Annotated in this window: 20 protein-coding genes, 1 other RNA gene and 2 pseudogenes; 14 read left to right on the top strand and 9 right to left on the bottom strand. The window is 54.9% G+C overall.

Going from position 1 to position 26503, the window contains the following annotated elements:
* Positions 1-187: 187 nt before the first annotated feature.
* Complete coding sequence (locus tag XX99_RS27160) at positions 188-355, top strand: aldo/keto reductase (RefSeq protein ID WP_197081853.1); 168 nt, start codon at positions 188-190, stop codon at positions 353-355.
* Between the two features lie 125 nt (positions 356-480).
* On the opposite strand, the pseudogene XX99_RS27685 reads toward XX99_RS27160, so the two are convergent.
* A pseudogene (locus XX99_RS27685) lies at positions 481-1167 on the bottom strand (transposase); the annotation flags it as partial.
* 528 nt (positions 1168-1695) lie between these two features.
* Entirely contained in the window at positions 1696-2955 is a 1260-nt protein-coding gene (locus XX99_RS08450; protein WP_082125388.1) for a tyrosine-type recombinase/integrase, read from the bottom strand.
* A 549-nt stretch (positions 2956-3504) separates the two neighbouring features.
* On the opposite strand from XX99_RS08450, the gene XX99_RS08455 reads away from it, so the two are divergent.
* Positions 3505-5469 (top strand): ATP-dependent nuclease, encoded by a 1965-nt coding sequence (locus XX99_RS08455; RefSeq protein ID WP_050058914.1) that lies wholly within the window; start codon positions 3505-3507, stop codon positions 5467-5469.
* Positions 5466-7211 (top strand): ATP-dependent helicase, encoded by a 1746-nt coding sequence (locus XX99_RS08460; protein WP_050058915.1) that lies wholly within the window; start codon positions 5466-5468, stop codon positions 7209-7211. The genes XX99_RS08455 and XX99_RS08460 overlap by 4 nt, the downstream gene beginning before the upstream one ends.
* Before the next feature lie 74 nt (positions 7212-7285).
* Here the strand turns inward: XX99_RS08460 and ssrA are convergent.
* Positions 7286-7640: a transfer-messenger RNA gene (ssrA, locus tag XX99_RS26650) on the bottom strand.
* 276 nt (positions 7641-7916) lie between these two features.
* Here ssrA and XX99_RS08465 point away from each other — a divergent pair.
* Positions 7917-9437, top strand: a complete 1521-nt coding sequence (locus tag XX99_RS08465) for a hypothetical protein (protein WP_050058916.1) — start codon at positions 7917-7919, stop codon at positions 9435-9437.
* A 189-nt stretch (positions 9438-9626) separates the two neighbouring features.
* Here the strand turns inward: XX99_RS08465 and XX99_RS08470 are convergent, their stop codons facing one another.
* Both XX99_RS08470 and XX99_RS08475 read right to left on the bottom strand, forming a co-directional pair.
* Positions 9627-10067 (bottom strand): DsrE family protein, encoded by a 441-nt coding sequence (locus XX99_RS08470; RefSeq protein WP_050058917.1) that lies wholly within the window; start codon positions 10065-10067, stop codon positions 9627-9629.
* A gap of 125 nt (positions 10068-10192) precedes the next feature.
* A complete protein-coding gene (locus XX99_RS08475) occupies positions 10193-10591 on the bottom strand; it encodes a DUF302 domain-containing protein (protein ID WP_050058918.1) in 399 nt (132 codons plus the stop codon).
* A 245-nt stretch (positions 10592-10836) separates the two neighbouring features.
* Between XX99_RS08475 and XX99_RS08480 the strand changes: the two genes are divergently transcribed.
* Positions 10837-11715, top strand: coding sequence for a hypothetical protein (locus XX99_RS08480; RefSeq protein WP_156185867.1), 879 nt, complete (start codon positions 10837-10839; stop codon positions 11713-11715).
* 94 nt (positions 11716-11809) lie between these two features.
* Here XX99_RS08480 and XX99_RS08485 read toward each other — a convergent pair whose 3' ends face one another.
* On the bottom strand, positions 11810-12616 hold the full coding sequence (locus XX99_RS08485) for a helix-turn-helix domain-containing protein (RefSeq protein ID WP_050058920.1): 807 nt from the start codon (positions 12614-12616) through the stop codon (positions 11810-11812).
* A 119-nt stretch (positions 12617-12735) separates the two neighbouring features.
* Between XX99_RS08485 and XX99_RS08490 the strand changes: the two genes are divergently transcribed.
* Complete coding sequence (locus tag XX99_RS08490; RefSeq protein WP_050058921.1) at positions 12736-13248, top strand: cupin domain-containing protein; 513 nt, start codon at positions 12736-12738, stop codon at positions 13246-13248.
* A gap of 248 nt (positions 13249-13496) precedes the next feature.
* Positions 13497-14648, top strand: a complete 1152-nt coding sequence (locus XX99_RS08495; RefSeq protein WP_050058922.1) for a cupin domain-containing protein — start codon at positions 13497-13499, stop codon at positions 14646-14648.
* 342 nt (positions 14649-14990) lie between these two features.
* Here the strand turns inward: XX99_RS08495 and cydB are convergent, their stop codons facing one another.
* Together cydB and XX99_RS08505 are read right to left on the bottom strand one after the other, a co-directional pair.
* On the bottom strand, positions 14991-16037 hold the full coding sequence (gene cydB / locus XX99_RS08500; RefSeq protein WP_050058923.1) for a cytochrome d ubiquinol oxidase subunit II: 1047 nt from the start codon (positions 16035-16037) through the stop codon (positions 14991-14993).
* 12 nt (positions 16038-16049) lie between these two features.
* Positions 16050-17414: a cytochrome ubiquinol oxidase subunit I gene (locus XX99_RS08505; RefSeq protein ID WP_050058924.1), complete on the bottom strand. Its 1365-nt coding sequence runs from the start codon at positions 17412-17414 to the stop codon at positions 16050-16052.
* A gap of 611 nt (positions 17415-18025) precedes the next feature.
* Here XX99_RS08505 and fdhD point away from each other — a divergent pair.
* On the top strand, positions 18026-18955 hold the full coding sequence (gene fdhD, locus XX99_RS08510) for a formate dehydrogenase accessory sulfurtransferase FdhD (protein ID WP_082125463.1): 930 nt from the start codon (positions 18026-18028) through the stop codon (positions 18953-18955).
* A gap of 10 nt (positions 18956-18965) precedes the next feature.
* On the top strand, positions 18966-19349 hold the full coding sequence (locus tag XX99_RS08515) for a DUF7009 family protein (protein WP_050058926.1): 384 nt from the start codon (positions 18966-18968) through the stop codon (positions 19347-19349).
* 93 nt (positions 19350-19442) lie between these two features.
* On the opposite strand, the gene XX99_RS08520 is transcribed toward XX99_RS08515, so the two are convergent.
* Entirely contained in the window at positions 19443-20417 is a 975-nt protein-coding gene (locus XX99_RS08520; protein ID WP_050058927.1) for a quinone oxidoreductase family protein, read from the bottom strand.
* An 899-nt stretch (positions 20418-21316) separates the two neighbouring features.
* Between XX99_RS08520 and XX99_RS08525 the strand changes: the two genes are divergently transcribed.
* The 5 genes and pseudogenes from XX99_RS08525 to XX99_RS28020 all read left to right on the top strand — a co-directional run bounded on the left by XX99_RS08525 (position 21317) and on the right by XX99_RS28020 (position 26475).
* Positions 21317-22138 carry an alpha/beta fold hydrolase gene (locus XX99_RS08525; protein WP_197081873.1) on the top strand — a complete coding sequence of 274 codons (822 nt, stop codon included), beginning with the start codon at positions 21317-21319 and terminating at the stop codon, positions 22136-22138.
* An 87-nt stretch (positions 22139-22225) separates the two neighbouring features.
* A pseudogene (locus XX99_RS28325) lies at positions 22226-22558 on the top strand (cyclic nucleotide-binding domain-containing protein); the annotation flags it as partial.
* Positions 22559-22603: 45 nt separating this feature from the next.
* Entirely contained in the window at positions 22604-23914 is a 1311-nt protein-coding gene (locus XX99_RS08530) for an NAD(P)/FAD-dependent oxidoreductase (protein ID WP_231581240.1), read from the top strand.
* Positions 23915-24132: 218 nt separating this feature from the next.
* On the top strand, positions 24133-25638 hold the full coding sequence (locus XX99_RS08540) for a DHA2 family efflux MFS transporter permease subunit (RefSeq protein ID WP_050058930.1): 1506 nt from the start codon (positions 24133-24135) through the stop codon (positions 25636-25638).
* Between the two features lie 609 nt (positions 25639-26247).
* Positions 26248-26475 (top strand): YceI family protein, encoded by a 228-nt coding sequence (locus XX99_RS28020; RefSeq protein ID WP_231581206.1) that lies wholly within the window; start codon positions 26248-26250, stop codon positions 26473-26475.
* Positions 26476-26503: the final 28 nt, after the last annotated feature.

Here is a 26503-nt window from a genome sequence, read left to right on the forward strand (position 1 = left end):
GCATCTGCGACGCATATTGGAGATGCCCGCTCGGGGAAGGATGCAGAAGCGCTACGATCGGATCGGTACCGATATGTATGATCCGCCGCGCGACTGCAAGGGTTAGTTTGGGCGAGAAGACAAGTCTGCGCAAATGTATTCGGCCTTTGGTGGAGATCAGCTCTCCTGGCCACGATGAGTTGCGCGCGTGGCTAAGGCCGCAAAGACTGCTGACCTGCGGGGCTGGGTTCCGATCTCAGCGATTGAGGTGGAATACAGCCTCCTGCAACGCACCACAGAGCGAGAGATTCTTCCTATGGCCGATGCCTTCGGGCTCGGCGTTTTGGGCTATTCCACGCTTGCAGCGGCATTCTGACGGCGAAATATCGGAAGGGCGAGAAGGGACGAGCCACGGACTTCAAGGCGAGTGTGCCTCACGCAGATGCTGACAATGACACGGTGCTCGACGTGCTGATTGCAGTCTCGGAAGAGTTGGCTACCGATCGTCAACGCCCGGAAGCGTGTCCCATCCTGCAACTGATCGGCGACGAAATCGATACTCCATGCCTGGTTCGGTGCTGTCGCGATGAAGCGTTCCTCCCGGTGCCGTACTGCTTTCCTCTTGCGCTGTGGCCTCTTCTTCAAGGCCAGGCCCTCTTCCTTGTACAGCCGATACACCAGATATTTCCCAACATTCCAGCCTTCGCGGTTTAGCAGCACGCGGATCTTGCGATAACCGTAGCGCACTCGGCTCTGTGCGATCTCGCGCATCCGCATCCGTAACTCCGTCCATGGTTCTGGATGACAATGATAGCGATACGTGCCCCGCACCATCAGCAGAACCCGGCAGGCATGCCGCTCGCTGGCCCAATACTTGGCGCGTAAATGATCGACCATCGGATGCCGCCCCGAAGGCCTCAGAACTTTTTTCTCAGCACATCCTGGAGCATCGTCTTGTCCAAGCTCAGATCGGCGACCAACTGCTTCAACCGGCTGTTCTCGTCCTGGAGTTGCTTCAGCTGACGAGCCTGATCCGTCTCCATCCCGACATACTGCTCCTTCGCAGCGGTAGAAGGTCTGTTCACTGATCCCAACCTTCCGGATCACCTCCGCCACTGGTACACCGAGCTCCGCTTGCTTCAGCACCGCCACAATCTGTTCTACAGAAAAGCGCTTCTCTTCATGCAAAATCTCCTTCAGATTTTGCCGAAGACTAACATTTCAACTGGCTCAGAAAATACCAGGGCCGATCAACCAGTAAGACCATGACCATCCTCCGAGATGACGATTCTGGGAAGGACAGCAAATACATCAATATGAGAGCGACCATACGCCGAATGCACGTAATTGTAATCCGGAATGGCAACGATTCGGATCACGACGTATACGGCGGTAATCCGTCGTCATTCCAATTTGGAATGACGCTCTCCCTATATTTCATTGGACGATTCTGCTTTTAAGCGCGACTCTCGCTGATAAGCAAGACCAAACGAGATAGCTTTAGGAATTCAGCGTATGGGACTGAATGGATTCGAGAGAAAGCCGCCGCAGCGGGAAACGCTGCAATCCATCGCTTTGGAGCGTCACTACACCGTGCCGGAGGTTGCGGAGCTTTGGGGGATGAGCGAGAAGTCAGTTCGTAGGCTCTTTGCGGAAGAAAGCGGCGTCCTCAGATGGGGCACGCCCGAAACTCTTAGGAAGCGCGGGTATTGCAATCTACGCATTCCTGAGAGCGTGCTGATTCGAGTACACCAGCGTCGGGCCAGTTGACCGCACTAGGCGATTCTCTGTCGCCGGTTCGTCTGGTTCCGGCGTTTCTGGCTTCGGAGCCAAGTCTCCCCAAGCCTTGCGAACGCTCGCAGTCAGTTGTTCCTGCCTTGCCTTCACGAAAGGCGCATAGTGCTTTTCCGTGATCTTTACGCTCTTATGGCCTAGCAAGAGCGAAACCTGGTCGATAGGAACTCCGGCCAGCAGATTTTCGACGGCAAAGGTATCGCGGAACATGTGCGGAAAACAGCGTTTCAGCGTCTCGTCTCCATTCTTCAGCGCAGCAACTTCAAACAGCCTCCGCAGGCCGCGTTGCCAATCTGCCACGGCGGATTTTGGCTCTCCATTGCCGCTCCAGAAGAAATAACGAGGATTCGGTTTGGGGCCGGGCGGCACGTTGCGAAGATCCTCAGAGACACTGTGGGGCAGAGGAACGTACACCGGCACTCCAGTCTTTGCCTGATAGAGAAAGAGGTCGTCGTTATCCAGCAGCCTGACCTTTTCAAGCGTAACGGCATCGCGGATTCGCAGGCCACTCCAGCGCAGTAGCCCCACCAATGCTCGTAGGCGCTGTCCGCGTTTCTCAATGTCATAGGCCCGTTCCATTCCTTCATCAAGCTGGTAAGTCGCCTCGATTATCCTTGCGTATTCGTCGCGGGGAAAATAGTCTGTCGGCTTTTGGCGAACGGTAATCCGCTTGAGATTGAGGGTCGGAGTGGTGGCAATCCATCCAGCCCGGATACAGAACCAGAAGAAGCCCGTCACACGTTCCTGCTTTTTCTTCTTTGCCATCCCGCCGTCTTTCCAGGTCGTACGGAACGACTGGACAGCACGAAGGTCCATTTCGCGCAGCAGGGTATAGCCCTCGGCTTTCGCCCAAGTCAAAAACTGCTTCTCGAAGATGGTGGTGAGCTTACTGAGGGTCGATTCGGCCAAGTCGCGGGCCTTGGCGTCGGCAAGGTATTCCTTGACGGCCTTCTCCAGCGTGACCGGATCCTCTTTCTTTGGGGGAGGAGCTTTGGGATCGTCGGCGGATTCGATCTCTTGAGCGAGTCCCTGTGCTCGTTCCCAACTCGCGGTCTGAAGGCTGCGCCGGATATAGGTGTCGTTGACCGTACCCTCCACCCACATGGGGCAGGAGCAGCGTTTCCAGTAGCGGTCATTGCCCTTCGAGCAACGCTTAAGGTGGCGTCGATACAGCGTCAACATAGTGTAGCTATCGTACGCGTATCGTACACGGAAATGCCGCTAATTTGTAAATTAAACAAATTAAACTATTTACATATGGTGGAGGCGGCGGGAGTCGGTCCGACATCACCCCATCATTCTAAGCAACTTATTGATTCTGCGAAGCTCAAATCTGTCATGATTCGCATCATTCTCAGATCTTGGCACAATCCGGTCACAAAATGGTCTTGCACTCGGAACCTGCCTGCTTCCAGAAGCATTCCCACACCTCGCAACCGGAATTTTCCATCCGAGTACGCTGAAGTGCACTTGAACCTTTATACATGACGAATCCAGCGTGACACGTTAGCTTCTTTGGGAGGTGCCGAGCCAGGACCTTCGACGTCTTGGTGCGATATTCCATTCGCAATGTTACGAAGTAGAGCCACCCCCGCACGATCCATCTGTCCCTGGATAGGGAACACACCGTAAGCTGGTACAGCAACTTAACAGGACAATTTTCGTCGGCTAATCCGCAGTGGCGATTGCGGAACGCAACTGCTAACGTGCAGAGTTTGTTGCGGAGTCTCCATGTTTCTTGAAGCACTGTGCCTGAAGAAGTTCCGGTCGTTTGAAGACGAGCGAATCTGTTTTGAAAAAGATCTCACGATACTGGTTGGAGAAAACAACGGCGGGAAGAGTAACGCCATTGACGCCCTCAGGCTCATCACCACCCCGTTGAGCGGCCGGCGCGAAATCTACTGCGAAACGGCAGACATCCGATTCGGGAGCACCGAACCAAAGTTCGAACTCGAGGCCACATTTGCGGATCTCAGCGTTCCACAACAGGGAAGACTTATCTCTGCGGTAACCGATCATACCCTTCAGAAGGCGATCTTCGGGCTCAGCTATGACGAGAGCAAGAAGCGTCTTCCTGCTCGCCCAACGATCTGGGCCGGCCATCTCAAGTCCTCTCCGGAACCGGGATGTCAGGAGACCATCCGCCACGTATACCTCCCGCCATTGCGTGACGCTAAGCGCGCGCTTGCGTCCGGGAATCCGACCCGTATCTACACGCTGTTGCGCCATTTCCTGGGGGAGGAAGACCCCAAAGAGTTGGCTGGCCGATTGAAGCGCGACACCGATGAGCGAATTCTGAAGGATATCGGTATCGCTGTAGATGCGGGTCTGACCGCTCTTACCGCTGGGGTGCGGCGCCAGGGATCCTCCCTTGGGTTCAACAGCGAAGAGGCCTTGATCGACATCGCGCGTGACCTCCGCTTTAAGCTGGCTGACCACGGAATTGAGCCGGAAGACTTGCGGTACACCGGCCACGGCTACGCAAATCTCCTCTATATGGCAACGATCGCAGTTGAACTCGAAAAAGCAACGAACAGCGACCTAACTTTGTTTCTGGTCGAGGAGCCGGAAGCTCATCTTCATCCCCAACTGCAGGCGGCTGTGTTGTGCTTTCTGGAAGAGCATGCCGAGAAGTCGAAGATCATCCGCCCTGGGTACCAGGGACCGGCAGGACAACTGCAGGTGGTTGTGGCAACGCACTCGCCAAACTTGTCCGCTTGGGTCTCAAGCAAGAATCTCGTGTTCTTCCGATCCGTCCACGCTTCAGACGGCAAGGCGGAGCCGATCGAACCCCCAAGCGAGACTGAATTAGTCGCTGTTGCATCGGCCATTGCTGACTCCAATAGTGACAATCCGATGATGACGACGACGGAGGCGACTACCGTCGAGATGCCTCCTGAAACAGAACCAGCGATCGATGAGTTCAAGGATTCAAGTGCCGAACCGGCCGAAACAGCCAACGCAGCGACTTCGCCCTTACCTGTGCCGCGGCGTTCGACGCGTTGCATTCCGCTCAAGGAACTCGCTTTGTCAGACCCTGAGCGCCGAAAGATTGACCGTTATCTTGACGTGACAAAGTCCGCACTCTTGTTCGGTGGGAGGGTGCTTTTGGTGGAAGGAATTGCAGAGGCCTTGCTTCTTCCTGTCATCGCGAAAAAGTATGTCCTGAACCAAGATCAGGAGAAGTTCCGCATATTCCGGAGCGCAGTCTTTGTGCCGATTGATGGCGTTGATTTCGAATGCTACTTGCGACTCTTGCTTACCGCTTACAACGATATTCGGATAGCTGACCGCGTGGTTGTGATCACCGACGGCGACAGAGTCGATCATGCTCCCGGTGTGGCCACGCCTGGCGAAATAAGAAAAGTCGCTTACGAAAACATCGCCAAAGCACTCCTTGCATCGGGCGTGTTGCATGTATCCATCAACACGTATTCGCTTGAGACGGAGTTGGTCAATGCGGGAAACGGCGCGTTGCTGAAAGGCGTCTACCTGGAGCTTCATCCAAGGTCAGAAGCAAAGTGGGACGCGGCTGTGGCACTGAGTGGGGACGAGAGGGCAGCGGCCGTACAGGGGCTCTTTGATAACACCCCCAAAGGGGACTTCGCTCAACTGCTCGCGGAAGCAATCCAGGAAGGTGACAGCTTCAGTGTCCCGCCATATCTCAAAACAGCCATAGAGAACGTGGTGCAATGAGCCGCAAACCATTCCTGCCGACCAATGAGCAAAAGGATGTGGTGCGCCACCCGCGCAGCGCCTTTATATCAGCGTGCCCTGGAGCCGGCAAAACGCAGGTCCTTATCGAACGTGCTCGGAGGGAACTCAGAACTAATCGCACCGGTCAAGGGTTGGCATTCCTCTCCTTCACGAATGCTGCCGTTGGAGAGCTGAGGAGCCGGCTGCAATTCGAAGGGGTACTTTCGAATCCTGTCTTCCCGCACTACGTTGGCACCTTTGACGCATTCCTCTGGCAGTTCTTCATCGCTCCGCTGGGTATTCCCGGCCACGCGAAAGCTCCGCAGCTAATTCTCGACATGGATGATCGTTTGATAGCGCCCTACGATGGGGCGCAGTCAATTTCTCTCTCGTGCTTTGACCGTGATACAGGGAAGATGATTCCGGACAAATCAAAACTCGAGGGCTTCGACCCCGCTGCTAATCCGGGAAGGACAGCCAAATACGAGGCAAGTGCCAAGGAGTGCCGCGGGCGCTTCATTGCGAGAGGAGAACTTGGTTTCAGCGACGTGCGAGCGCTCGTAAAGGGCCATCTCGCGAATATTTCTCTGTCGGCAAACCTTTCCAAAGCTCTGGCTGCGCGGTTTTGCGAAATAGTTGTAGATGAAGCTCAAGACTGCAACCCAGCTGACATTGACATCATCAACTGGTTTCGTTCCGCTGGCATTGCCACCAAGGTTATCTGCGATCCTCATCAATCCATCTATGGGTTTCGTGGCGGCGTCTCAGAGGAGCTATTTGCTCTTCGCGATTCATTCGAAGCGAGCGACAGGCTCGTGATGACTGGTAACTTTCGTTCAACTCCGAACATATGCAAAGCGATCGCGGCGTTTCGAGCACAAGGGGAACAACAGCCCACAGATCAATCGCTCGGCTCTTTGGCGAGCGATGCCACCAAGATCCATATCCTGCACTATGGCGGGAATTCTACTCCGGCGACCATCGGACGGAAGTTCAAAGCGCTTGTTGAAGGCCTCGGCCTCTCGCTACTTGATTGCCCAGTGCTCTCCTCCACAAGAGATGCTGCTTGCAAGGCAATTGGACAATCGGCGGATGCTAAAGCGCAGGACCGAACACTGCGTCTGGCGTATGCCATCACTGGTTTTTATGCAGCTGCAGAAGTCAACGCCAGAAAGACGGCACTCGAGGCTTTGCACAGTATTACGCTTGAGCTCGGCGGTGCAATGGGAGAGAAGACCTATCATCAACACGTCGTGGCGATCGGAGCCAAGGTGGAAGAATGGCGCCCCTTGATGCTGGAATTATGCCAATCGCTTTCGTATGACGGGGGCCGCTACGCTAGTGCAGACGAATGGCTAAACACGGCGAGAACACTCCTGTTGCCTTACCTCGCGGTCAATGGCGTGACGATCGCACAGAAACTTAGGAACAACGCTTTGCTTGGCTCAATTCTGACCTGCAAACCAATGTCCGGTCTCAACGCGCGAACAATTCACTCAGTAAAAGGTATGGAGTTTCCGGCCGTCTGCGTCGTCATGACCAAAACGACCTGTAAGGATATCGTCGACTACCTCTTGAGTGGGCAGCCCGAAGGCAGTGCGGAAGCGGCAAGGAAGCTATACGTAGCTGCCTCACGGGCAGAACGTTTGCTTGTAATTGCGTTGCCCAAGAGTCAGGGGAATCGGCTAGCTCAACATATCAGGAAAACCGGAGCCGCAGTGACGGAGACGTTACTGACCTGAGACTCTGAACCTGTGGTGCCGGCCCAAGCCTGAATCGGCTTGCGTGAGGCGTATGTAATTGAAAGTAAAGGAATTGGTGGAGGCGGGGAGAGTTGAACTCCCGTCCGAAGAAACTTCCAACAGAGAGCATTCATGCTTTTCCCAGGTTCATCTTTGTCTCGTCAATGGCGCTTAGAACGGGCGAAGACGCGACACCGACCAGCCTGATTGATCTCGTCATTGCCGTCCAGACGGAACAGCTTTGACCAGCCTACTGTGCGACGATTGGTATCCGCCCGTAGGCGAAGCGGAAGCAATCGGCTACCTAATTAATTAAGCAGCAAGCGCGAATTGAGGTTCGGCACTTATAGTTTTGTGAGCGATTACGGGTGTCCACACCCCGGCATGCCTCTCTGCCACAAGCAACCCCGTCGAAACCGTGACGCCCCCACTTGATGGAGCAGCTTCGAGCGTTGCACAATGCAGCGCTGTCAAAGAACTTCCTCCATTGTAAGGCCTACTGAACTCTTATGCTCACGCACCAGTCAAAACTAGGAATAGGACGCGGGGCGAGAAATGAGCAACTCATCTGCAGAAACGTTGCAGTTGATCATTTCCGATGAGTCCTCATTTTGCAGTGGCCGCATCCAGGTTTCGTCGAAGATTTGGCAATTTAACTGGCACGACGCGAACTCCAACTTAGAATGATTTGATCGGAGAGTTCGAATGTGGCAAGTAACTGCGGTCTTTGAAGATCGCCGCCCGGAATATATCGATTTCACGCAATTTGAAGATCAGCATCAACTGTTTTCTGATCTTGTTCCGATAGCACGTGAGCGCTGGGGAGCAACCAAAGGCATTCCCTGGCATGTGCTGGAAGCTACCGCCGAGAATGGTCCGGCACCATGGTCCGACCCTATCCCTCTGTGGGCAACAGAGGGGAGCCTTGAGACTGATAGCATCCGGATCGAGCGTGGTCCGGAAGGAGCAGTTGCTCTGTCTCTTCGAGAGTCCGGCCACCTGGTGTGGCAACATCCGACGGTCGTTTTGACGGTTATTCCAGAGGGGGCTGTCGAGCTGATACTCCAATATCGCTGGAATCTGCCCGGCTTTCAGCCGACATTTGTAGACTATGGAGTCGATGCTGTAGGTGAACTTCTGCCTGTCTTAGACGGAAGGCTCTATGGCGGAGCAGAGAGCGTCATCCTTGAGGTCAACGAGCCACCCGCCCACACCTGGATGAACCGTGCCGGTTCAATAGCTCGTGAGTGGGCACATTCATGGAAGATTGGAGTACGAAATCTAAGTGGATTGTTTGTGGGCAAGATCGCTCGCCGAGCCGTAGATCGTCCACGACCCCTTCTTCGCGACCCCGGGTACATTCCTCGACTCAGAGCTGAAGAAGCACGGGACTCCCTGGGAGCTAGTTGCAAAGAACTTTCTAACTTCAAGACTAGTGATGTGAATCCCGCTGTACCGCTTGTTGTGGCAGTACATGGCTCATTCTCATGTTCCGTGGAGCTTGCTTCGCGCCTGAAAGTGGCCTCACCAATCGCTACCATCGTCCGCTTTGAACACGACACGTTCCGCCGGATTTCGGAGAACGTGAATGCTCTCGCTTCTGAACTTCAGCGTCTACATAGCAAGGGATTGCGTCGGGCGTTGCTCGTCTCCCATTCGCGAGGTGGGCTCGTCGCGTCTCAGGCGGCGCTCCGGTTAAAGCTCGTGTGCCCAGATCTGGAAGTAACAGTCTGGAGTGCAGGGACGCCGCATCAGGGGACGCCCATAGCCGGTTTCGGAGCCGGGGCGGCTTTTATTGCAGGCGCTGCTCAGGTCGGTATGAACGCCTACTATCGAACGTGCGCTCGCAAAGACGGAAATGCCCTTGGTGTGACAACCGCGGAGGGCGCCGCCTCATATCTGTACTCTTTTGATGCTCTGCCGCCTGGTATCTCCGCTATGGCCCCAGACTCACCCTTCATTGACATGCATAGCTTCCAAATCGAGCCAATCTCCCCGAGAACATGGGGCGGGATTTGCGATCCCGTCAGTAGCGGATCGTTTGGCCAAGGGTTGTTGGCAACTGCTGCGCAGAATTTTTTTGAGAACCAGCCAAATGATCTAATCGTGGCTGCCGAGTCGTCTATCCTCGATGGCTCATCGCCTCTGCAGCAATGCAACCATTTTCAATACTTCTCGGAAATCGCGTTGCCTGACGCTTTGGCAAAATACCTGGCCGACCAATAACTCGCTCACACGTATCAGCGAGATGGGTTCGAACCGTATTGGCCGGACAGAGCCTCTATGTTGAAACGCTCTCCTGCGAGTTCAATTTACACCGAAGCGTGAAGAGATCATTGAGTGCTAGAGCGCTCAATGATCTCTTCACGCTAAGTAACGGGACCTGATTTCACAACATAGGCTGAATGCTGTGTTTTAGACTTCCGAGATTTGGACAAAGCCCTGCTGTACGAGTTCGGTGACTCTCGCCATGGCATCTGTATTTACCTTGATGCCCGGGATGGTGTCTTCATTGCCCCATCCGTGAGCAGCAGCGGTAGCGCCGCACAGTTCCACCGCGACGCCCTTATCCATGAGGTCGGTAACGAGCTTTCGGTACGGATTCCCAGTATTGATATTGCGATCCTTGTTGTAGGCCTCGTCATGAAGAGTTACGTGTCCCGCATTTGTGTGAAAAACTGCAATGGCCTTAAGAGAGGCGTTCGAATCTGCTGCGTCCTTGACGATCAAGCCCATATGAAATGCGGCTGCGGGGAGGTCTCCCTCGAAGGAAAGAGAAGCGACGCTGAACAGAATCTTTACGTCCTTCAGTTTGACAGGAATATCGATATGGAGAGGCTTAGCTTGAGTAGACATTGATTCGATCCTTTGTGTGGGTGTAGCGGTTGAAGCTTATGAAGCCATGACCGGTGGCAGATGAAAAGCTATCCGTGTCTCGATCCTGATCTCAACTCAAAAACTGCGTCGTCTTGGTGGAGTGTTTAGGATTGGACAGCGCTCTCGCAGAGAGCCTGTATTCCCGCGATATTGGAAAGAAGTTCGTCTGGAATACCGTGGCGCTCGGCCAAGTAGCTGGTGGAGTTGTAGGTGAGCCAGACACTGCCGTCGGAGTCTTGCCAAGCCAGAGCTTTTAGAGGCAGGTCTATGGCGAGTGTTGGTGCTGCCATCATGAGGGGAGTACCTGCCTTCGGACTCCCAAAGATAAGCAACTCCGTTGGATTCATTCGGAGGCCTACCTTCGCTGCATCGCCGCTGTGGTCGATTTTCGCCAGCAACGTTAACCCCTTCGCTCTGACTAAATCTGCAAGGCGCAAGATCGTGTCGGGAACGGAGCGAGGACTCTTGAGATGTACTAAACCTTGGCTTGCATCAAGCGTCATCTTTGTATCTCCTATGCCTCTTGCGCATCCTAAGATAGGAGACCTCATTGTCCGGATATCTGTCGACGAGGGATGCTCTAAATATCTTGCTCATTTCTGCAATTCAATGGGCGATGGCATGGGAACATCGATGCGTTTGAATTATGGTCGCGGTTGGTGAGCTCCGCTCCAAGCCGGCTTGCGCCCGACCTAAAATAAACGCGGAGGGGTTCATGAAGAGACGGAAAGTTGCAGGGCTTGTCGATTTGATTGAAGTCAGCGATCCGAATGAGATTGCGGCCCTGGCTCGCGATCCGAATCTCGATCGCAGATTTGAGACACCGACATGCCCTGTCAACTGGCTTCTTCTGAAACGGTCCCTTAAGGTGCTTTCTTTCCGCGGTCACCGTTTCCCGACGATGATGCCGCGGGACGATGCACAACGGACATCCAACCAGCAAGACCTATGGAACCTGTTGGGTGAGAAAGTAGCCTCGATAAAGACTGGCTCCGACGAACTGGAACCTCTAGCGGACTGGGTTCGAGGCATTGGGCCGGATGTTCAACTGGGTATCCTCGTACAGCAGCTGCTGGGCCAATTGTTCTCCAGCAAGTTCATGGCAACCGAGGCAAGTTGGGATGCTGCGAAGGTCCTTGTAGCGGCTCCCCGGTTGAATAACTTACCTCTAATGATGTGGTGGTTCGTCAGCGGCAAAGTCAGACGCGCGAAGCGTCTTCTTGCCGGCATGGTGAATGAGGATCTTTCTGCCGTCAACGCCATCGGCATTGCCGTGCACAATGTCGTTAAGAGTCTTCGTCAAATGAGGGTTCTTTACGCGAACGTTCAGACGAGGTCGGGCTTGTCGGCTGAGGCGGCTGCGGAGCAATGTCTGTTTGCACCTGCCAGCGTTTACCGCCAGGCGACTGCGGCGGGGCAGCTTGGAGACTGCCCATACTCTCGGCATTCTTTGTTTGTGCTCTCGATCGGAGAGGCGGCACGACACGCCGAAGGGCGGTCTCTTGTCTTTATGGAGGATAGCTGGAGTCGATGCCCCGCTAATCTCTGGATTCCTGCAATGCTGCAAGGTGTTTGGAATCGGGCCAGTGTTTTCTCCCAGTTCCATGATGAAAAGCTCTCTGGCTGACGCGAAACCGACTCACGATGCCGAAACTCTCGCGCGGCTGGTCTGCTGCGGGCATTAGAGGTGTGATCTTCACCGACAGCCGAGCCGAATGGCCTCAGCGGGCGAACTCGCGCCGGTAGCCCGTCGGTGTGGCCTTCAGAAGTCTTTGAAAGACCTTTGCGAGTTGTTGAGGACTTTGAAAGCCGCACGCCATTGCCACCTCGATGATTGTCCAATCGGTCGTTCGCAGCAATTCCTTTGCTCGCTCAACACGTGCCCGCACAACAAACTGGTGAGGAGGATATCCTGTAGCGCCTCGAAACGCTTCTGAGAAGTATGCGGCACTGAGTCCCGCCGTCTCTGCAAGCTCCGCTACTGTTAAATCTCGCTCGATATGAACATGGATCTGTTCTATGACCCTTCGTAACTGAGCAGTCGATAATGCTGTTGTGTAAGACCTGAGCGATCGCTGCAGGACACCTCGTGTCTGCATGAGCGTTGCCGCCAAAGCCCTTCCAATCCCGTCAAGAAAGATCCTGCCAGCAGGGAATCCACTTACCTGTTCGGCCTCCAGGGCCTCGACAAGAGCCGAGATGCGCTGGTCTCTGAGATTGGCCGTTCCCTGGATCTCGAGCTCGCTCGTCCCAGTAGAGTCCGCGACATCTCGGAATGCACTGTCCGGCAACTCAAGCATTAACATGTCCGAGTCGCTGATCCAATGAACCCACTCTTCCGTCCCTTTGCGAGCGAGGATTAGATCTCCAGGACCGTACTGATATCGAGTCATGGAGTCCGGCTTGAGTCCGTGGTCGAATGTCCCCGCCTTGATGACCTTGAAGAGACACTGCTTGCTGAGCGTCTGAGACATAACTCCAACAAGAGGCGTCGCAATTACTCGGTCAAGTCTCAGCACATCGTTCATAGAAATATTTTAGTCACTGAAGATATTTCCGGAGGTTTGGGAACGAAATCAAAGGATCGGACACGCAGCTTGCCTGGCATGCGAGTTTCATCAGAAGAGGATTCGTCTCTGGAGAAACAATGACCATCAGCAACGCAAATCCCATTCCTTCCCAAACCGCAGATCAGATATTCGACGTGTTGGGTGTTCAAATCGAGTTTCTTGTCTCTCCCGAGGAGACAGGCGTACAGGCAAGCATCTACAAGGGCACCCTTCCACCTGGAATCGTGATCCCTCTCCACAGCCACCCAGACTCGGAGGTCTTCTATGTGCTCGAGGGAGCGCTCGAACTCTACCAGGAGAGTGGCGAACACAAAGGCTGGCAGACTGTTCCTTCAGGTAAGGCCGTGGCAGTAAAGCCTCACGTGAAGCACGCGTTGCGCAACAGCTCATCGTCGCCGTCCACGACGGTTGCCGTGACACAGCAAGGCCTCTACGATTTCTTCAGGCAGATAGCGAACCCTGCGAAACAGGGACCACCGTCGCCACCGACACCAGAGGACATGTTGCACCTGTTCGCAGTCGCAGCGGAATACTCCTACTGGCTTGGATCACCAGACGAGAACGCAGCCATCGGTATACATCTTCAGTAGGTTGCTTTTCTCTTAGGGACTTCATCGCTATCATCTCGGATCGAAGCACATGAGGTCTCCATCTCCACAGATGGAGACCTCATGCAACGAATAGCCGTCTATGTTAGTTCCTGCAAATCTCTTGCTCAATACTGCAATATCGCGGACTAACACTCAAGCTTCACGCAACGGACTTGTGATCACGGTCACCACTGATCTGCATCAGCGACGTTATGATTATGAAACCTCGCAAGGCTCAGGAGATCCAGATGTCCGAGAAAGAAGTAAGGCAACCGATTCGCGGCGACAAGGGAGCAACGGACCCTGGTCCCCGTAATGTGCTGCTTGATGAGCAGAACCCCGATGTCCTCATCCCTCCGGCAACCGACAGCGGGTCCATTCCCAATCTCAAGTTCTCCTTTGCCATGGCGCACAATCGTCTTGAAGATGGCGGCTGGGCCAGAGAGGTTACGGTGCGGGAACTGCCCGTTGCCACGTCGATGGCCGGTGTGGACATGCGTCTCGACTCCGGTGTCGTACGCGAGCTCCACTGGCACAAAGAGGCGGAATGGGCCTATATCCTTCAGGGGAACGTCCGACTGACGGTAGTCGATCAGGATCGCAATGTCTGCATCGAGGATTTGAAACCTGGCGACATCTGGCTGGTTCCGGCTGGCGTACCGCACTCCATACAGGGACTTGAGGGCGGCACTGAGTTCCTGCTCGTATTCGATGACGGCAATTTTTCCGAGAACCAGACTCTGTTGATCACCGAGTTCATGGCGCATCTGCCGCCTGAGGTTCTTGCTAAAAACTTCGGCGTGAGTGCAGAAAAATTCGCAGGCATTCCGAAGTCGGAGAAGTACATCTTCACCCTGCCTGTACCTCCGCCGCTGGACGTTGTCCGTAAGCAGCTGCCTGACAGTCCTCCCAAGTTTTCCTACGTGTACCACGCTTCGGAGCAGCCCTCTACAAGTTACTCCGGTGGGGCAATCAAGGTAATCGACTCCGAGAATTTTCCGGTGACGAACCTCTCGGCACTGGTGATGGAAATAGAGCCAGGCGGCATGCGTGAGATTCATTGGCATCCGGGTGCAGACGAGTGGCAGTACTACATGGAGGGCAGCGCCAGAATGACTGTCTTCGACGCTACATCAAAGGCGCGGACCTTCAACTACACGGCGGGAGATGTTGGCTTTGTGCCACGCACACTGGGGCACTACATCGAGAACACAGGCGATTCGATGCTTCGCATCATCAATGTGTTCAATACTCCCGTGTACAAAGACATATCGCTGGCCAACTGGATGGCTCTAACACCGAAAGAACTTGTGCGCGGCCACCTCAATCTCGATGATGACGTGATCGAAGGGCTGCGGCGTGATCGTGACGCGGTCGTGCTAAGCAGGCCGTCTCGCTGAGTGAACGGTGTGTGCGATAAATTCGGGTGCTCATCAAGCGCAGGTTATGGTCGTTACTCTGATGACTCACGGTGGATAGGCATCAGATTCCTCTGACGTCTGTCCGCAGTTTTGTGCGCATAGTAAGCAACTCGATATATTCATAGTATTCGGCCAGCACAGGCTTAATGAGTGAGACGGATCGTTGTGGATTAGATAAGGGCGCGAGCGGGGAGATCCCTGAGCCCAGCCCATCTTCTCTGTGAGAATTCGTGCCATGGAAGCCGCGGCAAAAAGAACTTCACATCAGCGAGTGCGCACAACATAAGCGAGCTAAAGTGAAAATCCAATATCGCTTGCGCCCTAGTGGCCGTATCCTTCGGCATCCGTAGGGACCTTGCCTCGGAACAGCCAGTACACAATCCCAAAATAAAGAAGCGCAAGGCAGACCCCTATAGACCACCATGCCAGACCGACACGAAGAGTATGGGGTCCGGCGATGGCCCGCGCGACTGTAAGATCGCGGCCTCGTGTTCCTACGGCAGGAAGCAGTACAGGGAAGAGTCCGGTGGCGGCCCCGACGAGCATAGCAAGCAGGTAGCCGCAGGAGGCGAGGAAGGATGGGAGACGAGACTTGATGGCCATGGTGAGACGCATCGTGATCACGCAGGCGATGACAGCGAGCGGAACAAGGAATGCAATCGGGTGACCGCGATAGTTATCGAGTGAAGCGGGCCGAGCGAAAACTGTGGCGGGGATTCCGATGGCGGTAAGGGCAACGCTGGCGATCCAGATGCGGCGAGAGAAATAGAGTGCGCGACGCTCGAGATGGCCTTCGGTCTTGAGAGCCAGGTAGAGAGCTCCGTGCAGCGACAGGGCGGCCAGGGCCAAGATGCTGCCGAGGATCGTGTACCAGTCGAGGATGCCGGGATTTGGACCAGTGCGCCAGTTGGTCCAGAGCGGTAGGAAGAAGTAGTCGTCTGGACCAATTGGGACACCACGAACGACGTTGCCGAGAGCTGCGCCGAAGAAGACGATGAGCAGGATGCTCGAGAAGCTAAAGAGACCGTCAAAGAAGGTGCGCCAGAGAGGATCGTCGGAGTGGCCGCGGAGCTCTACGCTGATGCCGCGCAGGATAAGGAGCCAGAGGACCATCATCAGCGGCAGATAGAAGCCACTGAAGGCCGAGGCATAGAGAAGAGGGAAGGCGAAGAAGAGCGTGCCTCCCGCGGCGAGCAGCCATACTTCGTTGCCGTCCCACACGGGGCCGATCGAACGAAGGGTCTGGACGCGCTCGGATTCGTTTCGGGCAACAAAGAGATAAATGGCGCCTACGCCGAGGTCAAAGCCATCCAGGACGATATAGGCGGCGAGCATCAGCGCGACGATCCAGAACCAAAGCGTTCCCATGTGAGCCTCTCCTTAGACAGTGATGGACTGAGTATGCAAGGCATGCTTGGGAGCCGATGGTCCGGCCTGGATGTGGTTGTAGACGATGATGATCCATAGGAGTGAAAGGACGGTATACATACCAAGGAAGCCAAGCAGGGAGAAGAGGCTGTTGCTGGCCGAAACATGCATCGAAGAACCTTCCGCGGTGCGGATGAGTCCGTAGACAAGCCAGGGTTGGCGGCCGATTTCCGCGGTCATCCAACCGGCGGCTGTGGCAATGTATGGCAAAGGCCAACTTAAGAGAATGGGCCAGAGAATCCAGCGGGCGGAATATAGCTTGCCGCGCCAAAGCAAGAACGCGGCAACTGCCATGAGCGCGCCAAACCAGGTTCCGAGTCCAGCCATGATGTGGTAGCTGTAGAACAGGAGCGGGAGCGTGGAGGGCCATTGATCCTTGGGGAAGTGGTCGAGGCCTTCGACTTCAGCGGCGGTCGTCCCATAGATAAGGAAGCTCAGGACTTTGTTGACTATCAGAGGATTGTCGATCGTTTGCGTTTTGTAGTTGGGTTGGCCCAGAAGGATCATCCCCGCACCCTTCTCCGAATGGAAGAGGCCCTCCATGCCTGCTATAGCGGTGGGCTGATGCTTCGCCGTGTATTTGCCATGCAGGTCGCCTGTCGGGAAGACCTGGAGAACACAGGAGATGATCCCCGCAATGACACCAAGTTTGAGGAAGATGCGTCCATAGGGGCCATCCCGCCGCTGGAGCAGGTAGAGAGCCCCGACTGCAGCCATAACGAAGGAGGCTGTAACGACCGCAGCACACATGTTGTGCGAGTACTCGATCCAAGCCCATGGGTTGAAGATGAGTTCACGAAAACTGCCAACTTCGTAAACACCATTCGGCAAAAGTTTGTAACCCACCGGGTGTTGCATCCACGCGTTGGTAACGATGATGAAGAAGCCGGAGATCCAGGAACCGACGAAGACCAGTACGGCAGAAAGCCAGTGCATGCGTCGGGATAGGCGTTTCTCACCGAAGAGAAAGAGGCCGAGAAAGGCCGACTCAAGAAAGAAAGAGAAGATGCCTTCCATGGCGAGGGGCATGCCGATCACGGCGCCGGTCCGGCGCGAGAACTCTGACCAGTTGGTTCCGAACTGGAACTCCATCGGGATACCGGTGACAACTCCGAGAAGGAAGTTGATTGCGAAGATCTTCGCCCAGAAACGGGAGGAGATGTCGTAGTTAACCGAATCGTCGTGATCTGCCGTGCGCAAAGCCAGTGTCTTGAGGACGACGATAAGCAGAGACAATCCCATCGTGAGCTGCGGAAATAGATAGTGATACGTGATAGTGAACGCGAAGTGAAGACGGTGAAGCGTGAGGGCGTCCATGACACTACTCCTTCTAGCCTGCGCAAAGGCCAGCCCTGCAGTTAGTCAATCGCTCCAACCGAGGTGTAAGCGAAGGGCCTATCCAATAGGCACGCATGACATTCGGCAAGCGGTTGTGGCGCATTGGAATAAACGAACAATCTTTTAGGGGACAAACCCGAAAAGCGAACTCCGTTCGTATCGGAATCCCTCACCCAGCCGCAGGGGCAGCGGATTGATCACGTGGTCCAAGGAGGTCCCATATTTTTCCAATTCGCCTTGAGAAACCGAGATGTCACGGCTGCTCCGCCTCGCCAAAGGCGTTCCGTATTATGCACCCCTCAAACGGCTGGCATGCACTGAATTTAATCTGACCAGCTATCTATAGATACGACACTTTGGCTTGTGTCGACTGAGCCGCAGATGACTTTCGCAGAAACGGGCAAGAGATTTGGAGTATTGCGTATATACGACGATCCGATGGATGGCGTCCTCTATCTTTATGTCTCATTAGCTCCGAGTATTCTTATAGATCATGGAACGTCGGCTTATGTCGAGCAGTGGGTTGCCGCAAGTTCAGAAACGTTACATCACTGAATGCGGAGTGCAAGTTGGCAATGAATGAAGAACTGATGACATTGAGTAATCGATCGACGGAGCAAGGGGCAAGGTCTACCTCTCAAACTGTGGTGAACCGGTTTATTGGGGATCAAGTCCATCCGGTAACAGACACTCTGGCGGTCGAAGAACCGCTTGAATTGCAGCTTGCTTACGGGCCCTCCAGCTCACGTCGAGTGAAGTCGATCTCTGTCACGATGCGGACTCCCGGCCACGACTTCGAGCTGGCCGCGGGATTTCTCCTGACCGAGGGTATCGTCGGCGATTCTGCCGACATAAGCGAGATCAGCTATGTCGTAGGCTCTGCGAATGAAGTCCGCCTCACTCCGCCGGCTCCGAATGCGATAGTGTTGCCTTACCAACCGGAGCGCAATGTCGTTCGCGTCGAGCTTGCCGCGGATGTAGCGGTCAGCATGGCGAACCTCGAACGCAACTTCTACACAACCTCCAGTTGCGGTATTTGCGGAAAAGCATCCCTGTTGGCTTTGCGTACGGTCTGCCCGCCGCGCGCAGCGAATAGTCTCAAGGTTGCAGCCAATCTGCTCTATTCGCTCCCTGACAGACTTAGAGCGGGCCAGGATGTATTCGAAAGAACGGGCGGTCTCCATGCTTCGGGGCTGTTTGATTCTGACGGAGACCTTCACGCCATTCGGGAGGATGTTGGGCGTCATAACGCGGTGGACAAGCTCATTGGAGCGGAGTTCCTTGCCGACCGGACCCCACTTCGCGACCGCATACTTTTGCTATCTGGCAGGGCCAGTTTCGAACTGCTGCAAAAAGCACTCATGGGCGGCATTCCAATGGTTGTCTCGGTTGGAGCACCTTCGAGTCTCGCGGTTCAGGTAGCGAAGGAGTTTGACATCACTCTGATCGGCTTCCTGAGAGGCGATCATTTCAACGTCTATAACGGAACAGAACGCATCTCTGGGGCCATCGCAAAATAGGAGGAACAACATGAAGCTGCGTATCAAAGGGAATTCAGTGCGCCTAAGGTTGTTGCGTTCTGAAGTGAATACGCTCATTGAAACCGGTCGTCTCGAAGAGAAGATCCATTTCGGTTCAGCCGAGGACGCTTTCTTGATATACCGATTGGAACATGAGGCCGGTTTGGCGAATGTTGAAGTTCGCCATGAACAGTCAGAGGTCACAATCATTCTTCCGACGCAGCAGACCGTCGCATGGGCTGAGACCAATCAGATCGGCATTTATTCCGCGGTCGATCTTGGCGGACATGGAACTCTGGACGTCATCGTCGAGAAGGACTTCGCCTGCTTGGACCTGAGTGACGCAGACAATCATGACACATTTCCTAACCCTCAAATTGGAGCTGTCTGCTGACCGTAGCCCCCTGAATGAGGGGCAACTCTGGGCGCAGCGCATAAAACCGCGCGACTCTCTACGACCAGAGCTGCACTGCACGCGTGGGAAAGCCTACGGTATGGTGACCACAATGCGTGGTCTTCCTGGAGCATTCCAAGCCACTTCAATCTCCTGGAGCGGCAGAACCCTCGTCACAATCTGCAGTCCGGCAGGTACGACTGCATCGAATACGTGCCTGATGGCGTCGAGTAGCTTCATCATTGGAACACTCTTTACGCCGCTGCCCATTAGCTGAATGGCGGAAGACCGGAGAGCAGACCCGGTGAGATCAATCTTATCCTCGCCACTTGATGCTCCTACGTGGACGAAACGGACGGGCGTCGCATCCTCCACCGACTTCGCGATGGCGGTGATTATCACTGTGGCGCTCTCACCCCACAGGTAGTCGATCACCACATCGATTCCGCCACCGAACTCTTTTTTGAGCGCCTGTTCATATTCATCCGCCCCCTGCGGGTTGGACGTGTCCAGCGAGAACGGGATCACCACGTCCGCACCCACAGACTGCAAAGCTTTAAGGTCGGCTTCACTGCGGCCCGTTGCAATTACTTTGCTCGCTCCGAGGTACTTGGCGAGTTGTACTGCCAGAGTCCCCGCCGATCCTGTCGCGCCGTTGATCAGTACTGTTTCTCCCGACCTCAGCTGTGCTCGTTCCACTAACGCCGCCCAGGCTGACATTCCGGGATTCGCTATAGCGGCCGCTGTGACATCATCGAGTCCATCCGGTACCGGAACGCACAGTTCCTTACGAACGAGGGATTTCTCGGCCAGCGCTCCATAAGGAGCTTCCGGGAGGACGAAGTACACGCGACGTCCGTCTGTAGTGCGGCCTACTCCATCGGCACCAGCTACGGACGGGAAGATGCCTTGCGCACTATAGTGGGAACCTGAGGAGCGCGACTTGCTGAATGGGCTGAGTGCCGATGCGCTGACCGTGACGACCTCCAGACGCTCCGTACCGGTGGGCTCAGGGAAATGACTGAATACTGGTGTCTCGCCGGCTGCCGCGATCACTGCTGCTTTCATAACAATCTCCTTGTATTCGCCTGCAGATAAAGTTTCGTCTGCCGCGATTGTCAAACAGCGCCAGAATAAATTGAACTACGTTCTTCGTTGCCGGAATCAACGCGAAGCGTATGAGTCCGCCGAAATGCAGAAACGAGCAAGAGTTTTAGACGAGTTGGCATGGCGCTTCCTTCCAAGATTCATTTCAGATGGGTCTAGCCGACTGTTTATCGCGTTGGTTGGCATCACTCTGCCAACGCCTGACCAAAGGGGCTGGGGCGCTATCTGCATCACCCTGGTTTTAGCAAGTTCGGTAGGAGTTACTTTGCTATTTGGATTGCTTATGTCTCGTCTTTTTTGAGATAGCGTCTTCATCTGACTAGTCCAGATACAGGCTCTACTTCTTAGCGAACTGCGAGGAACTGCGATGAGGGAGCTTCGAAAATATCGAATATTGGGTACAGCAGTTGAAGTTTTCTGCAGTTTCATATGTTTTCTGGGAGTCCGATCGATTCGACTTCGCATGCATGAGGAACGCGAGTTTCGCCGATGAAAGCTGGATGTACCAGTCGGGTCGCCACGTACCACCGCGTCGCGCGCCTGCTCACGATATTCCCTGTGCCCGTATGGGCGCAAAGGAAACGTCGAAATCAGCGCGTAGCAACAGTGATGCTCAACTCGGTGTGTCTTCGCCGGGCTAAACAGCCGTGGAGTGACAGCCCACACCCCATTAACCAGGAACACCCCACGGAGACAAGATGAAGGAAGCAACTCTTGAAATTACCCGCCGTCACGCGATCCTCGGAGGTACAGCGTTTGCCTTGGCGGCAAGTTTGCCGGCGATGGCAAACGCGGCGACGCCGTACGAAGCACCCGGAAGCAGTCCAGCTTCCACCAACAACGATCACGGAGATTCCGATATGAATACCTTTAAGACCAAAGACGGCGTATCCATCTATTTCAAAGACTGGGGCACTGGTCCGATTGTCACATTCTCACACGGCTGGCCTCTGCAGGCGGATGCCTGGGATGCCCAGATGCTCTTCCTCGGCAAGCAAGGATATCGAGTGATTGCCCACGATCGCCGCGGCCATGGTCGCTCGTCCCAGACCTGGGGCGGGAATGACCTCGACACGTACGCGGACGATCTCGCGGAACTCTTTGATCATCTCAATGTCAAGGAAGCTACGATGGTCGGTCACTCGACGGGTGGTGGTGAGGTCGTTCGATACATCGCCCGGCACGGGAACAAGCGTGTGAAGAAAGCTGTCCTGATCGGCGCTATTCCTCCGATCATGGTCAAAAGCGACAAGAATCCGGGTGGCCTGCCGATATCCGTATTCGACGGTCTCCGGAGTGGCGTCGCCGAAAATCGCGCGCAGTTCTTCCTCGATCTAAGTCTCCCCTTCTACGGATACAACAAACCTGACGCCAAGGTCTCCGAGGGTGCACGGCAGCAGTTCGTCAGTCAGGGCATGCAGTCTTCTGTCATCGCCTCTTACGACTGCATCAAAGCATTCTCGGAGACAGACCAGACAGAGGATCTCAAGAAGATCGAGGTCCCAACCTTGATTCTGCAAGGTGACGCGGATCAGATCGTTCCGATCTCCGATTCAGGGATGCTCTCCGTCAAGATCATCAAGAACGCGACGCTGAAGGTGATCCCCGGCGCGCCTCACGGCATGTGTACAACTATTCCAGATCAAGTCAATCAGGAACTTCTGACTTTCTTGAAGGCGTAGTCGAGATGCTGGGCGGGGAAGCTCGCCCAGCATCTCAAAGTGATCGATGAATGGCCGACGCGGCAAGCTTTGCAAGAAGGAACAAAGATGATCACAGCAGATGAACTTGCGAAGGTGCCGCTTTTCTCTCTCCTTTCAAAAATTCAGCGAGAAAGAGTGGGTCGCACGGCGGCCGATCTTCACGTGCGCGCCGGAGACTGGCTTACTCGCGAAGGAGATATGCCTTGCTTCTTTGTCGTCATCGAAGGGGGCGTCGAGTTCCTAAAAGAGATCGGTGGGGTAGCGCGCCCACTAGGCGTATATGAGTCAGAAGAGTGCTTCGGAGAAGTCCCTCTCCTGCTCGGTGCCAGGGTACTCGTCGGTCTTCGAGCCAGGGTCGACTCCCGAATCCTGAGGATGGACGGGCCTCTCTTCTACGAGCTCATCTCGGAATCGAAGAGGTGGAGCGAGCGCATTTTAGAGATTATGGCCACTCGCGTAGGCGGTGTCCAGGAGATGGTCTGCAAAACAAAAACTACCCGCGTTGTCGTCGTCGGGGACGAGAACCATTCACGTTGCCGGGACATTTTAAGCTTCCTCTCGCGCAGCCGAATTCCTTACTCCTGGGTCGATAGGATCTTCGACAGAGACCGCCTTCCCAGCGATTTGTCCATCCCCCTAGCAGGGTTGACCGCTATCATCGACGGGCAAACTGTACTCCATGAGCCAACCGAGCGTGAGCTGGCCGAAGCTCTCGGCATACAAACCAAACCACGTTTACCTGCCTATGATGTCGTCATCGTTGGGGGCGGCCCAGCCGGTTTAGCCGCCGCAGTCTGCGGAGCCTCCGAAGGACTTAAAGTGCTGATGATCGAACAAGCCACGCCCGGTGGCCAGGCAGGAACCTCTTCACGAATCGAGAATTATCTGGGCTTTCCAGGAGGCATCTCTGGAGAAGAACTCAGCCAGCGAGCGCTCCAGCAGGCAAGCCGCTTCGGCTCGGAGATCGTGGTCTCGAGAAAGGTAGAGCAGATCGTGTTCTCCGGCGAAAAAAAGACTTTGACGCTGAACGGCGGAACAAGGATCGATGCACGCTCCATCATTCTCGCCATAGGGGTCGAGTGGCGATTGCTCGATGCAGCAGGAATCGACAGGCTCAGCGGACGTGGTGTTCTCTACGGTGCTTCTCGAACCGAGGCCATGGCAGTCGTAGGAAAACACATCTTCATCGTAGGTGGAGGAAACTCGGCAGGGCAGGCGGCTCTCTTCTTTTCGGGCTATGCGGCTCGTGTTACTGTTCTCGTCCGCGGGGAAAGTCTCTCGCTAAGCATGTCGCAGTACCTTATCACCGAGATCGGCAACAAAGCCAATATCGCCGTAGAGGCCCACACCGAGGTCGTCTCCGTGGATGGCGCCAACAACCTTGAAACGATCCAGACACGGAATCGCCAGACAGGCGTAATCAGTCCCCGCGCAGCAGGCGCTCTCTTTATCATGATTGGCGCAACCGCCAATACCTCCTGGCTGCCTCACGAGATCCATCACGACGAACACGGCTATCTCTGCACCGGTCGCGATATCGATGATATGTGGCGGCTCTCGCGTTTAGCCTATCCGTTGGAGACCAGCGTTCCCGGAGTATTTTGCGTCGGCGATATCCGCCACGGATCCATCAAGCGCGTTGCCTCCGGTGTCGGCGAAGGGAGTATGGTGATCTCATTCGTCCACCAGTATCTGTCCCTTTCCAATCACACCCCTGCCTTGGAATCGGCCTGTGACATGCAAACGGGAAATTGACCGGATGGCGGTCGATCTCCCGCGCACGAAACAGGTGAAGGCCAAAATGAGGATCAGGGCCAGCATTGGATTGGCCCGTCCCTTTCACGTTCGCGAACGCCCCAACTCTTGTGAAGACATTATTAGTTCCCAAATCGCATGTCGCGCCACCCTGTACGCAGGTAGGCTTCTCCACCGCAACTTCGCCGTGTTCGCCCACTGATCGTAAATGGATACTGGTGGCCACGATTCTGGGGTCTTCTCTTGCTTTTATGGACGGGTCGGTGGTCAATGTTGCGCTTCCGACTTTGCAAGCGAACTTCAAGGCAACCTCCGCTGGTATCCAGTGGGTCGTCCAGAGCTATGCCTTGTTCAGTGCAGCGTTACTACTACTCGGCGGCGCGATCGGTGACCGATACGGACGGCGGCGAGCATTTCTCTGGGGAGTGATGCTCTTTGCACTGGCTTCAGCGGCCTGCGCAGCTTCGATTTCGATTGCCCAACTCATAACGGCCCGGGCGGTGCAGGGGATTGGCGCAGCACTGTTGATCCCGCAAGGGCTCTCGATCCTATCCGCGTCTTTCGAGCCCGACCGCCGCGGTAGGGCCATCGGCACCTGGTCTGCATGGACGAGTGTCTTTGCCGCGCTTGGCCCAGTCGCTGGGGGTTGGCTTATGCAGGCGTGGTCCTGGCGGCTTATCTTCCTGTTGAATCTACCGCTCGCTCTTATAGTGATCCTCCTGGCGCCTCGGATTCCAGAGAGTCGCGCGGTTTATGAAGGTAAACCGGCGCAGCCACTAGATCGTCTGGGAGCTACTCTCGCTACTTCAGCGTTTGCCGCCATTATTTATGCGCTATCGTTCGCGCCCGAGTTCGGTTGGAGAGACCCAAGGGTCTTATGGCTTTTCGTCACCGGCTTGGCACTTTTGGCAGCGTTTCTCAGATCTCAGTCAGGGCGGGCGAGCGCTATGATGCCGCTGTCGCTCTTTCGAATTCCGCGCTTTCTCGCAGCCAACCTTCTTACGTTCCTGCTATACGGAGCACTGGTCGGAGCCCTTTATGTCACACCGTTCTATCTGATCCAGATACGACATTATGCTCCGGCTAAGGCCGGCGCAGTCTTTCTCCCGCTGATCGCTCTCATGTTTATCTTTTCGACCCGCGTTGGGGCACTCATTCCCAGAATAGGCGAATCGGTATTGCTATCTGTCGGGGCAACACTCGCGGGGGCAGGCTTCGTCGCTTTCGCACTATCAGATCGACAGAACGGATACGTCCGGGCGATTTTACCCGGAGTGCTGCTTCTTGGCGCTGGAATGACTTGCGTAGTCGCGCCTCTCACGACCGCCGTCATGTCTTCGGTTCCCGAGAATTCTACAGGAATCGCGTCGGCAGTAAACAACGCATTCTCTCGACTCGCAGGACTGATATCCGTGTCCTTGCTCTCGCTCGTTCTAGCGCACGGATTCGCTACGAATCTAAGTGTCCGTCTTGGGTATTCCGGATTGCCGCTAGAGGCACGCGCAGAGATGCTCACAAACCGATCTCGTCTGCATGCAGCTCCCATACCTTTAGGCCTCACACCGAACCAACGGAACGAGGCTGAATCGCTGCTTGACGCTGCCTTCCTGTCGGGGTTTCGTTCGGTCATGTTTGCCTGTGCTGCCGGGGCATGGGTCGGGGCGTTTGCAGTGCTTGTCCTATTGCGGAAGCCGGCCCTTGAGACTGATGGCCTGCATCTCTGAGATGCAGACTGCTCACGCGTCAGTCGCACGCGCAGTGCGCGACCGCGGGAACGTGGATCTCGCGATATTTGGTTCAACAGCCTATCGAGGGATGCAGCCGGGATCTTACCCGGTCCTCGTTGTTCATAGTTGTCATTAGGACGGAAGGTGACGAGATGTTGACGGCGATTGAGCGGACTTCGTCCTCTATTCCAATGAAGTTATTGATTCTCTAAATCTCAAATTTTGCAAATGCTTCAACTAGGCATGTGGTGACTGTGGCATGGGAATCTTTTGTAGCAATATGCAAACGATTTGGAGCATCGCGCATAGACGACTATCCAATGGATAACGTCTTCTATCTTCACGTATCGGTAGCTACGACAAACGCTCGAGGCTTTGTAGGGCAAAATGCGAGGCCTGTAAATAGGGCCTTAAGTCATGAAGGCCGTGTATCGGAACAGATAGCGTTCTCTTTGGACCGCGTTGAACGTAGTCGCCGCGGCAGCAGACAATTCATAAGAATCAAGGGGAAAGATAAGCATCACGAACGCAACAACGCAAACAGCCTCAACGATCACATGAACCATTGATCCTGCGCACTCACAAGCAGAGTTCAAGATCAGACCCATGATGATCTCGAACGTAAAAGATAGTTTCAGCGGCCTGAGCGGCAGGCTCATCGTAAACACCGCCGATGAGACCCTGAGCAGTATCGAGGCTTCTGTAGATATCGATAAGTTGGATACCGGCGACGGAAAACGCGATGCTCATCTCAAGAGCGCTGACTTCTTTCATCAGGAGCAGCATCCGAAGATGACTTTCAAGTCGACAATGGTCGAGAAAAAGGGGCGTTGAAGCATACTCGGTCACCGGTGACCTCACC

This window comes from Silvibacterium bohemicum (assembly GCF_001006305.1).
GTDB lineage: Bacteria > Acidobacteriota > Terriglobia > Terriglobales > Acidobacteriaceae > Silvibacterium > Silvibacterium bohemicum.